Source organism: Streptomyces specialis, assembly GCF_001493375.1.
GTDB classification, from domain to species: Bacteria; Actinomycetota; Actinomycetes; order Streptomycetales; family Streptomycetaceae; genus Streptomyces; species Streptomyces specialis.
The window spans coordinates 122,056-135,313 of record NZ_LN929769.1 but is presented as its reverse complement, the minus strand read 5'-3'; the positions used below and the strand labels follow the sequence as shown (position 1 = coordinate 135,313).

Here is a 13,258-nt window from a genome sequence, read left to right as displayed (position 1 = left end):
GAACCCGCGCCCCGGATGCCAAGATGGCCGGTGATGACCAGCAGCCAGACCGTGACGACCGGCGACCCCGGGAACAGTGGGGACGCCGGGGACACCGGCGACACCGGCGGGACCGCCGCGTCGCCGCGACAGGAACACGCCGCCTCTCCCGCCTGGGAGCTGCGGCTGCGTCGCTTCGGGTACGCGCCGAGCCGTCCGGGCGGGGTGCGCGAGCGGCTCGTCCCGCCCTACCCGGAGCCGGGTGCCCGGATCTGGGCGTACTTCGGGTTCGCGCCGGCGGCGGCCGCCCGGCTGGCCCGCTGGGGCGGCTGGGGCGGCCCGCTGCTGGTCGCCTGCTTCGCCGGGCTGCTGCGCTTCGTCAACCTCGGCTCGCCGAACGCCGTGATATTCGACGAGACGTACTACGCCAAGGACGCCTGGTCGCTGCTGAAGCGCGGCTACGAGACCGAGTGGCCGGACGACGCCAACGACCGCATCATCGCGGGCGACATCCCGTTCAGCGACACCGCGTCGTACGTGGTGCACCCGCCAGGCGGCAAGTGGGTCATCGCGCTGGGCGAGTGGATGTTCGGGCTGAACCCGTTCGGCTGGCGCTTCATGGTCGCGCTGCTCGGCACGCTGTCGGTGCTGATGCTCTGCCGGATCGGGCGCCGGCTGTTCCGCTCCACGGTCCTGGGCTGCCTCGCCGGGCTGCTGATGGCGGTGGACGGGCTGCACTTCGTGATGAGCCGGACGGCGCTGCTGGATCTGGTGCTGATGTTCTGGCTGCTGGCCGCGTTCGGCTGCCTGCTCGTCGACCGCGACGCGACGCGCGCCCGGCTCGCGGCGGCGCTGCCGGAGGGCACCGACGGGCTGCTCCGTTCGGACGTGACGGTCGGGGAACGGCTCGGCCTCGGCCTGCGCCCCGGGCGGATCGCCGCCGGGGTCTGCCTGGGCCTGGGCTGCTCGACGAAGTGGAACGCGCTGTACGTGCTGGCCGCGTTCGGCATCCTGACCGTCCTGTGGGACGCCGCCGCCCGCCGCACGGCGGGCGCCCCCCGCGCCTTCCTGACGACGCTGCGGCGGGACGCGCTGCCGGCGTTCGTGTCGATGGTGCCGGTCGCGTTCGTCACGTATCTCGCCACGTGGACCGGCTGGTTCATGACGTCGGACGGGTACTACCGCCAGTGGGCCGCGCAGTCGACGGAGGACGACGGCTACACCTGGCTGCCCGCGCCGCTGCGCGGGCTGCTGCACTACACGACGGAGGTCTACCAGTTCCACGTCGGCCTGACGTCGGAGCACAACTACGAGTCGAACCCGTGGAGCTGGCTCGTCGCGGGCCGCCCGGTCACGTACTTCTACCACTCCCGCGACCCCGGCGAGGACGGCTGCGACTACGCCAGCGGCTGCGCCCGCGAAGTCCTCGCCCTGGGCACGCCGTTGCTGTGGTGGTCGGCCTGCTTCGCGCTGGCCTACGCGCTGTACCGCTGGCTGTTCCGCCGCGACTGGCGCGCGGGCGCCATCCTGTGCGCGGTGGCGGCGGGTTACCTGCCCTGGTTCATGTACCAGGAGCGGACGATCTTCTACTTCTACGCGGTGATCCTCGTCCCGTTCCTGTGCCTGGCCCTGACCATGATGCTCGGCGCCCTCCTCGGGCCCCCCGGCTGCCGGGAGCAGCGCCGCGTCGTCGGCATCGTCGCGGTGGGCGTGCTGGTGCTGCTGATCGCGTGGAACTTCATCTACTTCTACCCGATCTACACCGGCCAGACGATCCCCCTGGACGGCTGGCGCGCCCGCATGTGGCTGGGGACCTGGGTGTAGTCACTCGGCGGTGGTGAGCCTCTCGATGGCCCCGACGATGAGGGCACGGGCTTGCGCGCCGTGGACGGCGAGGGGGGAGAGTTCTTCGAAGGCCCGGAGGTAGAGGGCGACTTCGGTGGGAGCGGTGACGTTGACGGCGGCGGAGAGCAGTTCGATGTCGACCTGCCGTTGATCGAAGATCGTGAACGCCTCCAGGGGCCACATGACGCCGCGGCGGTCGGCGGCGGCGGGGATGACACCGAGCGAGACGGACGGCAGCGACATGACGGCGAGCAACTGCCCGAGCTGGCCCGCCATGACGCCCACGTCTCCGATGCGGTAGTGGAGGACCGTTTCCTCCACGAGCACGGCGAATCGGTGATCGCCCTCCCGGATCACGCTGGACCGCTGCACGCGCGCCTGCGCCGCTTCGGCGGCGTCGTTGGGGATGCGGCGGAAGCCGGCGATGGTCTCCAGCAGGGCCGTGGCGTAGGCGGTGGTCTGGAAGATGCCGGGGATCACGTGCGAGCAGTACACGTGGAACTGGCGGGTGCGCTGATAGAGGCTGACGCGAGACTCCTGCATATGACGGAGCCCGGCCCGTTCCAGTCGCCGCCACTCGACATACATGGTGTTGACCTGGCGGTTGGCGGCGATGAGGTCCGCCGCACGGGGCGCCGCGTCGCAGGCCGCGCACCACGCGCGGATGTCGGCATCAGTGGGGGACGTCTTGGCATTCTCGATCCGCGACGACTTCGATTCGCTCCAGCCGCATCTACGGGCCAGTTCCCTCCCCGTGATCTCGGCGTCCAGGCGTAGCTCTCGCAGACGTTCCGCGAGAGCTACGCGTGCTTTTTGCGCACCGGACAGAGAGGAAGCGGGCACGACGACTAGCGGATCTCGTACTCCTCGTGCGGGATCGCCCGGCCCCAGACCTGCTCGAAGGCAGTAGTGCAGTGGGTGATCAGCCCCTGGTCGCCGGTGAAGTCGTAGCCGACGAAGTCGCCGTTGCCGGCGAAGTGATGGATGCGCGCCGCTTGGTCGTCGAACACCCAGAAGTCATTGCCCGGCAGATTGAGGTCGGTGGCGTTCCGGCGCGGCAGCCAGCGAACCTGCTCACCGGCGCGCACGTTCGCCGTGGTGACGTAGTGCTCCCACCGGATGTACGAGCTCACCGGCTCGGAAATCACTCGGGCGCGCCGCACCTCGACACCCCGGGCCACCGCATCGGCGATCGTCTCGTGGAAGGGATGCCACCAGGAGTCGCGATCGTCCCAGTCGACGCGATGCCCCTCCTGCCAGCGCTCGAACTCTTCATTGCTGTAGTAGACGTCGCGCATCTCCAGGTGGAGGGCATGGGTCTTGCAGTCAGCCAGCAGTTCGGCGAACGTCGGCTCGCTCGATTGCATCGCATGCCTCCCTCAGGATCGGCACCATGCGGGCAGGGATACGGACGATGGTCTCACCCTCCGGCACAGGCCCGACGGCCGGACTGATGGCCTCGCAGGCTGCTTGAGTCTCAGCGTCAGCGTTCCATCCCTGGATGAGGAGTTCCCCGGCGCCCGTGTCCGTCCACACGGTAACGCAATTCTCGTGGTTCGTGTTGGGGTCGATCCCAGCGAACTCTAAGGACATACGGTCTCCCGGTCTTGTCGCTTGCGGTTGCTGCCACAAGCTTTCTACCTGGGACTTCTTGCCGTCAAGGGCGCACTGGGACATCAAGACGCATGCAAGCACCTGCAAGCTCTGCGACCCGCGCACCTATCTCTTCGTAGCTTCGGGAACACGGAGCGACACGAGTCAGTGACCCGTTCCGGGCGGATGGATTGGCTCTCCCCTGCCCGGAACGGGTCGTGCACCACGGGCGCGGGACGGACCCGTGCCTGCCTCGGCACACCAAGGAGACGCCAGTGCACCTCATCCCGCCTTGGGTTCCGGGCGCCGACCCCGGGGACGACGAGCCGACCGAGAGCGGTCAGTCCGGCGGCTGCGGAGGCGGCGACGGCTGCGGGCGCCGGTAAGGGCGACATGAACACTCCGGCTCACTTCCACGCCTACCGCTGGCAGGGCGAACGCCGGACGCTCGACAGGGAGGCCGACCGACGGCCGGCCTCCCCCGCGTTCGCCGGCAATCCGTGTACGCCCATGACCATCTGCCACTGGCTGCTGCGTCCGGCGCGGGCCATCGCGCACACCTTCCACAACGCCGAGGAGGCAACCGACTGGTTCTGCCATGAACTGCGCCGTGCCGCTCCCGACTTCGCCGCCGATCAGGAACGTCAACCCGAACGGCTCGACGCCAAGGCCGACTACATCGAACGAACGCTCGCCCTGGGCGGTGACACCCACGCCGGCTGGTACCTGCGCGGCACGGCGTTCCTCACCCTCGACATCATCGGCTGCACCGCCAATCGCACCGATCCGGCGCTTCCTTGCCCACTGCGGTGAGCCCATGGAACGCCGAGGCGGGCGAGGACATGATGATGAAGTGCGCCATCGAGCAGGAGGGCGTCAGGCTCGGCGTCGAGCTGGTCGAGGGCCCCACCGAAGTGCTGCGGGCCTGCCGGACCCGTGAACACGTCTGGCACCGAGCCGTGCCCACGGCATAGCACCAGCGTGAGGCGGATGGTCGTACCGGGTAGGCTGCGCTGATCGGTGGGGTCTTTACTTAGGGGCAGGGCGAGCATGGGGAACGGGCAGCGGGTCGCGGTCGTGTCGGGGGTCTGTGTGGCCGTCGTCTCGGCCGTCGGGTTCGGGGCGTACGCTCTCATGGGGAGTGCCGACGCCGACGGCCGGACGGGGAACGTGGCCGCGACCGTCGGTGAGCCGTCGGGGCAGGAGGAGACCGGGGCCACGACCGGGCCGCCGAGCGCGGAGGAAGTGGCCGCCACGGCCGGGGAGTTCCTCGACGCCTGGGCCGCCGGTGACACGGCCGCCGCGGCGGCTCTCACCGACCGGCCCGACGAGGCCGAGGCGGCGCTCGGCGCGCTGACGGCCGACGCCGGGTTCGAGGAGCTGACGCTGGTGGCCGGGACGCCGACCGGGGAGGACGTGCCGTTCTCCGTCACCGCCGCCGTCGCCCACGAGGGCGAACAGGGCGAGCTGGCATACGACTCGGCGCTCACCGTCGTCCGGGACACCGAGTCCGGGAAGGCGGTCGTGGCCTGGGCACCGACCGTCATCCACCCCGAACTCACCGAGGGGCGCAGCCTGGTGACCGGGCCGGTCAGCGAGGTGCCGCCGGTCGAGATGCTGGACCGCCACGGGGACGTGATCGCGGCGGACGAGTTCCCCTCGCTCACGCCGATACTGTCCCAGCTCGCGGAGCGGTACGGCGAGCAGGCCGGCGGCAGCGCCGGCGCCGAGACGCGGATCGTGGACGCGGAGGGGGAGACCGTCACCTCCCTGCTGGAGATCGCCGAGCCCGCGGCGGGTCAGGTGCCGACCACCATCGACCCGGTGATCCAGCGGGCCGCCGAGGAGGCCGTCGCGGACAGCGGCCGGGCCTCCCTGGTCGCGATCGACGTCGGCACCGGCGCGATCCAGGCCGTCGCCAACAACCCGGCGGACGGCTTCAACGGTGCCCTGGAAGGCAGTTGGGCGCCCGGCTCCACGTTCAAGGTCGTGACCTCGTCGCTGCTCATCGACCGGGGGCTGGCCTCCGCCGACGCGCCGCACCCGTGTCCCAAGTACTTCGAGTACGGCGGCTGGCGTTTCCAGAACGACGACGAGTTCGAGATCAGCGGCGGCACCTTCGCCGACAGCTTCGCCCGGTCCTGCAACACCGCCTTCATCAGCCAGGCGCCGGAGTTGAGCGACTCCGACCTCGGCGACCAGGCCCGTGACGTGTTCGGGCTCGGCCTCGACTGGCAGGTCGGCGTGACGACGCTGGACGGCGCGGTGCCCACGCAGTCCGACGCGCAGATGGCCGCCTCGCTCATCGGCCAGGGCGGGGTGCGGATGAACCCGCTGACCATGGCGTCCGTTTCCGCGACCGTGCGGAACGGCGCCTTCCAGCAGCCGTATCTGGTGCCGCCGGAGTTCGACGGACGGCAGTTGGCGCAGGCGCCGGACAGCCTGTCGGCCGGTACCGCGCAGCAGTTGCGGGAGCTGATGAACCGGACCGCCCGCAACGGGACCGCCGCCGAGGCGATGGCCGGGCTGGAGGGCGACGTCGGCGCCAAGACCGGGTCGGCCGAGGTGGACGGGCAGGAGAAGCCGAACGCCTGGTTCACCGCGTACCGCGACGACCTGGCGGTCGCGGCCGTGGTGCCGAACTCCGGGCACGGCGGCGAGTTCGCCGGTCCTGTGGTGGCGGACGTGCTCCGGGCGGGCTCCTGAACGCCCAGTAGGGTAGTGGTCCGGGCCAACGAGGAGGTACCGGACCGTGCGCGAGATCGCCGTTTTCAGTGGCAGCGCCCATCCCCAACTGGCCGCGGAAGTCTGCTCACACCTCGGTGTGCCGCTGCTGCCGACCCGTGTCGACCGTTTCGCCAACGACTGTCTCCAGGTGCAGCTCCAGGCCAACTGCCGGGAGCGGGACGTGTATCTCATCCAGCCGCTGGTCCGCCCGGTGCAGGAACACCTGGTGGAGCTGCTGTTGATGCTGGACGCCGCGCGTGGCGCGTCGGCGGCGCGGACGACGGTGGTCATGCCGCACTACTCGTACGCCCGTTCCGACAAGAAGGACGCGCCGCGGATCTCGATCGGCGGGCGGCTGATCGCCGATCTGATGGTGACGGCGGGCGCGAGCCGGGTGCTCGCCATGACGCTGCACTCGCCGCAGGTGCACGGCTTCTTCAGCGTCCCGGTGGATCACCTGCACGCGCTGCGGGAGCTGGCCACGCACTTCCGGGGCCAGGACCTGGGCAACACGGTGGTGGTCTCCCCCGATCTGGGCAACGCCAAGGAGGCCGCGGCGTTCGCGCGGATGCTGGGGGTGCCGGTGGCGGCGGGCGCCAAGCAGCGGTTCAGCGACGACCGGGTGCGGATCAGTTCGGTCATCGGCGAGGTCGCCGGGCGTGACGTGATCGTGCTGGACGACGAGATCGCCAAGGGCAGCACCGTGATCGAACTGCTCCAGCGCCTGCGGGAGTTCGGCGTCGGATCGGTCCGGATCGCCTGCACGCACGGCCTGTTCTCGAACGGCGCGCTCAAGCGGCTCAGCGAGGAGCCCGGTGTGGAGGAGATCGTGTGCACCAACACGGTCCCCATCCCGGACGAGGAGCGCACCGGGAAGCTGCGGGTGCTGTCCATCGCCCCGGCCCTGGCCGAGGCGATGCGGCGCATCCACAACGGCCAGTCCGTCAGCGCCCTGTTCGACCAGTAACGGCGCCGACACCCCCGCGGTCAGGGGCAGAAGCCGCTCACCCGCGTCGGTTCGCCGATGGTCAGGGCACGTTCGGAGGTGAGGCCGGACCAGTCGAACGTCGCGCCCGAGGCGTGCACGTCGATGCCGGTGACGGCCGAGTCCCCCCAGGCGTGGGCGAACGCGCCACGCGCCGTCAGCTCCCGGCAGGTGCCGGCGGCGGTCTCGAAGACGACGGCGGAGCGGCCGACGGCGATGTCCATGTCGCCGTCCGCCTGGCTCGGCTCCAGGAGGAACGCGACGCCGTACGGGCCCACTTCGGCGGCGTCCTCCCGGCTGGTGTTGGGGAACCGGGTCGTGGTGCCGCTGTAGTGGACGACCTGGAGGATCGGCGTCACCGGGACGTTGAACCAGGTGGCGACCGACTGGGTGCCCGGCATCGGATAGCCGGGCACCTCGTGCCACTCCCACTCGGTGATCGCGACCCAGCGCTCCCGGCCGTTGACCGTGCCGATCACGTGGACCTCCGGCGGCGACACGGAGACGCCGTCGGCGGCGGGGACCAGCGGGTCGCTGACCATGATCAGGCAGCCGAGCCCGCGCAGCGTCTCGTCGGTGCTCAGCGTGTCGGCGACCGGGTACGCGAGCGGGGCCACGTCCGCCGAACAGTCGCCGTCGACGCCGGCCCGCGCGGGCGGGCCCATCGAGGCGACGAGGGCCAGCACGGCCACGAGGCACAGAGCCGCCGATGATCTGCGTCGCACCGCCGCCTCCAGAAGTCCGCTCCCCCGGCCCCCCGCCGGGATGGCGTCGCATACTAGCAGGCCGCCGGACGGCGTCAGCGACGCGCCGCCGAGGGGTCGAACCCGAACGGCAGCTCAAGCCGGTGCCGCCCCAACAGCTCGGCATCGGCGAGAAGTTCGCCTGTGGGGCCGTCTGCGGCGAGAACGCCGTCGCTGAGGATCACCGAACGCGGGCACAACTCCAGCGCGTACGGCAGGTCGTGGGTGACCATGAGCACCGTCAGATCCAACGACAGCAGGATGTCGGCGAGTTCGCGACGGGCGGCCGGATCGAGGTTGGCCGAGGGCTCGTCGAGGACCAGGATCTGCGGGTCCATGGCGAGCACGGTGGCGACGGCGACCCGGCGCCGCTGGCCGAACGACAGGTGGTGCGGCGGCCGGTCGGCGTGGGCGGCCATGCCGACGCGTTCCAGCGCGCGGGTCACACACGCCTCCAGCTCAGCGCCGCGCAGCCCCGCGTTGGCCGGGCCGAACGCCACGTCCTCCCGGACGGTGGGCATGAAGAGCTGATCGTCGGGGTCCTGGAAGACGATCCCGACGCGGCGGCGGATCTCCGCCATGGTGTCCTTGCCGACCGGCAGCCCGCCGACGCGGACAGTGCCCGCCCCGGCGGTGAGAATGCCGTTGAGGTGCAGCACCAGGGTCGTCTTGCCCGCGCCGTTGGGGCCGAGGAGCGCCACGCGTTCACCGCGCCGAACGGTGAGGTCGACGCCGAACAGCGCCTGGTGGCCGTCCGGGTAGGCGTAGGCGAGACCGGACACATCGAGAACGGGGGCGTCGGCGGCGGGAGTCACAGGGCCCATCCCAGCACACAGACCACCAGCGCGGTCAGCGGGAGTGCCGCGGCGCGCGCCCACTGGGCGCGGTCCGCCGTCAGCGGATCGACGGTGGGCAGGCTGCCGTCGTAGCCCCGGCTGAGCATGGCGAGATGGACGCGTTCGCCGCGCTCGTAGCAGCGGATGAACAGCGCGCCCGCCGTCCTGGCGAGCACCCCCCAGTGCCGGACGCCGCGCGCGGTGAAGCCGCGGGACGCCCGGGCGACGCGCATCCGGCGCAGCTCGTCGGCGATCACGTCGGCGTAGCGGAGCATGAACGTGGCGATCTGCACCAGGAGGGAGGGCAGGCGCAGGCGCTCCAGGCCGAGCAGAATCTCGCGCAGCCCGGTGGTGGCGGCCAGCAGGACGGAGGCGGCGACGCCGAGGGTGCCCTTGGCCAGGATGTTCCAGGCGCCCCACAGGCCGGACTCGCTGAGGGAGAGCCCGAGCCAGGTGACGCGGGGGCCTTCGGCGAGGAACGGCAGCAGCAACGCGAAGGTGACAAAGGGCAGTTCGATGAGCATGCGCCGCAGCACCACACCGGGACCGAGCCGCGCGGTGGCGGTGACGGCGGCGAGCAGCGCCGCGTACACGCCGAACGCCCAGACGGCCTCGCGGGGCGTGGCGACGACGACGAGGACGAAGCCGAGGACGGCGACGAGCTTGCAGTGCGCGGGCAGCGTGTGCACCGGGGAGTCGCCCGGGCGGTACAGTCCGCGGGCTCCGGCGTGGGCGTGCCCGGCGGCCGGGCGGCGGCGGGGCGCGGGAAGGACGACGCGCGGGCGCGGCCCGTTCACGGCATCGGTCACAGCGGCGGCATCGGTCACAGCGGCATCGGCGGCGGGCACCCGGTCAGACCTTCTCCGGCTCGGCCCGGACCGTCCCGGTCGCGCGCTCCGGGCCCGGGCAGGGGGCCGTGGCGCGGCGGCGGACGGCGACGAAGACGCCGGAGCCGACGGCGAGGGTGAGGGCGGCACCGGCCGCGCCGGCCAGGCCGACCGACAACCGCTCGTTGTCGACATCCTTGACGCCGTAGGCGGCGAGGGGCGAGTCGGCGAGGCCGTGCTCCTCGGCCTCCTCGGCGATGCCCTCCTCGGTGGCGACGCGTTCCAGCCCGTCCGGGTCGGCGGAGGCGTAAAAGCTGACGAACGCCGCGCAGACCAGCGTCACCGCGACACCGGTCAGCCACAGCGGGCGCAGCGCGCGCGCCGGGCGCGCGGCACCCACGGCCGCGGGCCCCGCGGCGGGAGCGGGAACGGAGGCGGGGGCGGGCACGGTGGCGCCGCCGCGGATCTCCAGGGCGGGACGGGTCAGGCCGGCCGCGGCGCGCACCAGATCGGGGCGGACGGCGAGCACGGCGCCGACGGTGGCGGTGGTGATCGCGGCCTCGCCGAGGCCGATCAGCAGATGGACGCCGGTCATCGCGGCGAAGACCCGGCCGAGCGACACGTCGGCCGTGCCGCCGATCGCGTACAGGCCGGTGAACGCGATGGCGGAGCACGGCACCGACAGGAAGGCGGCCGTGAAGGTGGCGACGCCGACCGTGCGCCGGCCGCGCGGCAGCACGCGGACCAGGCCGTGGAAGACGAGGTGCGCGACGACGACGGTGACCACGCCCATGAGCGTGATGTTGGTGCCGAGCGCGGTGAGGCCGCCGTCGGCGAAGAGCAGCGCCTGGGTCAGCAGCACGACGGACAGGCAGAGCACGGCGGTGAACGGTCCCACCAGGACGGCGGCGAGGGCGCCGCCCAGCAGGTGGCCGCTGGTCCCGGCGCCGACCGGGAAGTTGAGCATCTGGACCGCGAAGACGAAGGCGGCGACGAGCCCGGCCAGGGGCGCCGTGCGCTCCTCCAGTTCGCGCCTCGCCCCGCGCAGCGAGACGGCGACCGCGGCGGCGGCCACGGCGCCGGTGGCCACCGAGACCGGTGCGTCGAGAAATCCGTCGGGAACGTGCATGGCGGTCTCGCTCTCCGTGGCACGGATCGGGCTCCTGGCGCGGCGGGGCCGCCGGGCGGCCACCGCTCCTTGATAATAAAGCCCTGTTGCGAACGCCTTGCAAGAGCATCCGTCACACATTTGATGATGAGATGAAGGGCAGGGGGCGCACCGGGAGAAGAAACGACTCGGCCCGGCACCGGGACGCCACGGGGGCTCCGGTGCCGGGCTTCGTCATCACGCCACCCGGCCGGCTCCGCGGCCGGTCAGCTCACGGAAGCGGGCTCCCGGTCGGAGCGCTTCCTCAGCGCGTCGCGGCCCTTGCCGTTCGCCGTGAGGTACTTCTCCAGCGAGTCGCCCTCGTCGTCGACATTCGGCAGGATCCGGTCCAGCCACTTCGGCAGCCACCAGACGCGCTCGCCGATCAGGCCCATCACGGCCGGGACGATCGTCATGCGGACCACGAAGGCGTCGAGCAGAACGGCCACGGCCAGACCGAAGCCGATCATCTTCACCATCGAGTCGTCCGTCGGGATCGCGAAGCCCGCGAAGACGCTGATCATGATGATCGCGGCGGCGGTGACCACCCGGGCGTTCAGGTTGAAGCCCGTCATCACCGACTGGTGCGCGTCCTCGCCGTGGACGTGCGCCTCCCGCATGCGGGTCACGAGGAAGACCTCGTAGTCCATCGCGAGACCGAAGATCACACCGACCATGAAGATCGGCATCATGCTCATGATCGGGCCGGTCTCCTCGACCCCGATCAGCTCCGCGCCCCAGCCCCACTGGAAGACCGCCACCACCGCGCCGAGCGCGGCCAGGACGGACAGCAGGAAGCCGAGGGCGGCCTTCAGCGGGACCACGATCGAACGGAAGACCAGGATCAGCAGGATGAACGCCAGGCCGACCACCAGGGCCAGGTACGGCACCAGCGCGTCGGTCATCACCTGCGAGAAGTCGATGTTGATCGCGGCGGCGCCGGTGACCAGGATGTCCGTCCCGGTCTCCGACTCCAGCGACGGCACGACGTCGTCGCGCAGGTGGTGGACCAGATCGGCGGTGTCGTGGTCGGACGGGCCGGTGGACGGGAAGACGAGCAGCGTCGCCATGGTGTTGTCGCTGTTGAACATGGCGGGGGCCGTGGCCACGATGCCGTCGGTGCCGTCCAGCTCGGCCGACACGGCGTCGGCGGCGCTGACCAGGTCGGTGCCGTCGGCGGCTTCGAGCGACAGCATCAGCGGACCGTTGAAGCCCGGGCCGAAGCCCTCGCTGAGCAGGTCGTACGCCTTGCGCTGCGTGGACTCCTCGGGCTGCGTGCCGTCGTCCGGCAGGCCCAGCTCCATGCCGGCGACCGGCGCGGCGAGCACGCCGAGGCCGATGACGGCGGCCACCAGCACCAGTCCGGGACGGCGCAGTATCCCGCGGGCGTAGCGGGTGCCCACGTTCTCCTTGCCGTTCTTGGACAGGCTGGCCGGGACGCCGGTCTCCGGGTTCTGCTTGCGGACCCGGCGGCCGAAGATGCGCTTGCCGGTGATGGCCAGCGCGGCCGGGACCAGGGTCAGCGCGATCAGGACGGCCAGGGCCACGGTCGCCGCGGCGGCCAGGCCCATCTTGGTCAGCAGCGGCACGTTGACGATGGCCAGACCGCCCAGGGCGATGACCACGGTCAGGCCGGCGAAGACGACGGCCGAACCGGCGGTGCCCACGGCGCGGCCGGCGGCCTCGTCGCGGTCGTGGCCCTCGATCAGCTCCGCCCGGTACCGGGACACGATGAACAGCGCGTAGTCGATACCGACCGCCAGGCCGATCATGCTGGCCAGGATGCCGGTGGTCTCCGTCAGGTCGAACACCGTGCTCAGCGCGGTGATGCCGAGCGTACCGGCGGAGACGCCGATCATGGCCGTGATCACCGGCAGTCCGGCGGCGATCAGCGAGCCGAAGGTGATGAAGAGGACCACCAGGGCGACACCCAGACCGATCATCTCGGCGGCGCTGCCCATCTCCTCCTCGCCGAGGGCCACCTGGCCGCCGGCCTCGACGGTCAGGCCCGCCTCGCGGCCGGTGTCGAGCGCGGCCATGAGCTGCTCGTGCATCTCGTCGGTGATGTCACCGAAGCCCGCGTCGTAGTCCACCGTCGTGTAGGCGATGGTCCGGTCCTCGCTGACATTGGCGTTGCCGTCGGCGAACGGGTCGACGACGCCGACCACCTTGTCGCCTCGCTCCAGCTCGGCGAGAACATCACGGACGGCCTGCGAGTACTCCGTGCCGGTGATGTCCTGCCCCTCGGGGGCCTGGAAGACGACGGTGGACTCGAGTGCGTCCGCGTTCGCCTCGGGGAACTCTTCCTCCATGAGGTCGAGCGCCTCTTGCGACTCGGTGCCGGGCAGTGCGAAGTCCTCCGCTACCGCCCCGCTGGACGAGGCCGCGCCGGCGCCGATGCCGAAGAGCAGCGCCACCCACAGCAGCACCACCCACCAGCGGCGCCTGAAGCACAGGCGGCCGAGTTTGTACAGAAACGTAGCCACGGGGCAGGTTCTCCTGTCCGGGTGTCGTGGATCAACAAAAACCGAAGAGCGGATCAGGGGTGTCAGCTCATGCCACGAGACGCGCCACCA

General features: G+C 71.4%; 13 protein-coding genes. 5 read left to right on the top strand and 8 right to left on the bottom strand.

What is annotated here, in order from left to right:
- Nucleotides 1-33: 33 nt before the first annotated feature.
- Complete coding sequence (locus tag BN2279_RS05835) at nt 34-1,803, top strand: dolichyl-phosphate-mannose--protein mannosyltransferase (RefSeq protein WP_234347493.1); 1,770 nt, start codon at nt 34-36, stop codon at nt 1,801-1,803.
- Here the strand turns inward: BN2279_RS05835 and BN2279_RS05830 are convergent, their stop codons facing one another.
- The 3 genes from BN2279_RS05830 to BN2279_RS30290 are packed head-to-tail and all read right to left on the bottom strand — an operon-like array spanning nt 1,804 to nt 3,417.
- The gene (locus tag BN2279_RS05830; RefSeq protein ID WP_059007105.1) at nt 1,804-2,667 is read right to left on the bottom strand and encodes a helix-turn-helix domain-containing protein; all 864 of its coding nucleotides are present in this window, start codon (nt 2,665-2,667) and stop codon (nt 1,804-1,806) included.
- Between the two features lie 5 nt (nt 2,668-2,672).
- Nucleotides 2,673-3,191, bottom strand: coding sequence for a DUF6879 family protein (locus tag BN2279_RS05825; protein ID WP_059007103.1), 519 nt, complete (start codon nt 3,189-3,191; stop codon nt 2,673-2,675).
- The gene (locus BN2279_RS30290; RefSeq protein WP_079031883.1) at nt 3,151-3,417 is read right to left on the bottom strand and encodes a hypothetical protein; all 267 of its coding nucleotides are present in this window, start codon (nt 3,415-3,417) and stop codon (nt 3,151-3,153) included. Before BN2279_RS30290 ends, BN2279_RS05825 begins: the two co-directional genes overlap by 41 nt.
- Nucleotides 3,418-3,810: 393 nt before the next feature.
- On the opposite strand from BN2279_RS30290, the gene BN2279_RS05820 reads away from it, so the two are divergent.
- The 4 genes from BN2279_RS05820 (at nt 3,811) to BN2279_RS05810 (ending at nt 7,111) form a co-directional block, all read left to right on the top strand.
- Nucleotides 3,811-4,230, top strand: a complete 420-nt coding sequence (locus BN2279_RS05820; protein WP_059007101.1) for a hypothetical protein — start codon at nt 3,811-3,813, stop codon at nt 4,228-4,230.
- A complete protein-coding gene (locus BN2279_RS29120; protein ID WP_159037080.1) occupies nt 4,227-4,391 on the top strand; it encodes a DUF6879 family protein in 165 nt (54 codons plus the stop codon). The genes BN2279_RS05820 and BN2279_RS29120 overlap by 4 nt, the downstream gene beginning before the upstream one ends.
- A gap of 160 nt (nt 4,392-4,551) precedes the next feature.
- Nucleotides 4,552-6,123, top strand: a complete 1,572-nt coding sequence (locus BN2279_RS05815) for a penicillin-binding transpeptidase domain-containing protein (protein WP_234347491.1) — start codon at nt 4,552-4,554, stop codon at nt 6,121-6,123.
- A 46-nt stretch (nt 6,124-6,169) separates the two neighbouring features.
- Nucleotides 6,170-7,111 (top strand): ribose-phosphate diphosphokinase, encoded by a 942-nt coding sequence (locus tag BN2279_RS05810; RefSeq protein ID WP_059007097.1) that lies wholly within the window; start codon nt 6,170-6,172, stop codon nt 7,109-7,111.
- Nucleotides 7,112-7,131: 20 nt separating this feature from the next.
- Here the strand turns inward: BN2279_RS05810 and BN2279_RS05805 are convergent, their stop codons facing one another.
- The 5 genes from BN2279_RS05805 to BN2279_RS05785 form a co-directional block, all read right to left on the bottom strand.
- Entirely contained in the window at nt 7,132-7,854 is a 723-nt protein-coding gene (locus tag BN2279_RS05805; RefSeq protein ID WP_159037079.1) for a hypothetical protein, read from the bottom strand.
- Between the two features lie 74 nt (nt 7,855-7,928).
- The gene (locus BN2279_RS05800) at nt 7,929-8,696 is read right to left on the bottom strand and encodes an energy-coupling factor ABC transporter ATP-binding protein (protein ID WP_059007093.1); all 768 of its coding nucleotides are present in this window, start codon (nt 8,694-8,696) and stop codon (nt 7,929-7,931) included.
- On the bottom strand, nt 8,684-9,505 hold the full coding sequence (gene cbiQ, locus BN2279_RS05795; protein WP_059007320.1) for a cobalt ECF transporter T component CbiQ: 822 nt from the start codon (nt 9,503-9,505) through the stop codon (nt 8,684-8,686). The genes BN2279_RS05800 and cbiQ overlap by 13 nt, the downstream gene beginning before the upstream one ends.
- Nucleotides 9,506-9,560: 55 nt before the next feature.
- Nucleotides 9,561-10,664, bottom strand: a complete 1,104-nt coding sequence (locus tag BN2279_RS05790; RefSeq protein ID WP_059007319.1) for an energy-coupling factor ABC transporter permease — start codon at nt 10,662-10,664, stop codon at nt 9,561-9,563.
- A 245-nt stretch (nt 10,665-10,909) separates the two neighbouring features.
- The gene (locus BN2279_RS05785; RefSeq protein ID WP_059007091.1) at nt 10,910-13,168 is read right to left on the bottom strand and encodes an MMPL family transporter; all 2,259 of its coding nucleotides are present in this window, start codon (nt 13,166-13,168) and stop codon (nt 10,910-10,912) included.
- Between the last annotated feature and the right edge of the window lie 90 nt (nt 13,169-13,258).

Excerpts from the sequence above, each read along its gene's own strand:
- BN2279_RS05835 (WP_234347493.1), top strand. The coding sequence starts at position 34 with ATGACCAGCAGCCAGACCGTGACGACCGGCGACCCCGGGAACAGTGGG.
- BN2279_RS05825 (WP_059007103.1), bottom strand. The coding sequence starts at position 3,191 with ATGCAATCGAGCGAGCCGACGTTCGCCGAACTGCTGGCTGACTGCAAG.
- BN2279_RS30290 (WP_079031883.1), bottom strand. The coding sequence starts at position 3,417 with ATGTCCTTAGAGTTCGCTGGGATCGACCCCAACACGAACCACGAGAAT.
- BN2279_RS05820 (WP_059007101.1), top strand. The coding sequence starts at position 3,811 with ATGAACACTCCGGCTCACTTCCACGCCTACCGCTGGCAGGGCGAACGC.
- BN2279_RS05815 (WP_234347491.1), top strand. The coding sequence starts at position 4,552 with ATGGGGAGTGCCGACGCCGACGGCCGGACGGGGAACGTGGCCGCGACC.
- BN2279_RS05800 (WP_059007093.1), bottom strand. The coding sequence starts at position 8,696 with ATGGGCCCTGTGACTCCCGCCGCCGACGCCCCCGTTCTCGATGTGTCC.
- BN2279_RS05790 (WP_059007319.1), bottom strand. The coding sequence starts at position 10,664 with ATGCACGTTCCCGACGGATTTCTCGACGCACCGGTCTCGGTGGCCACC.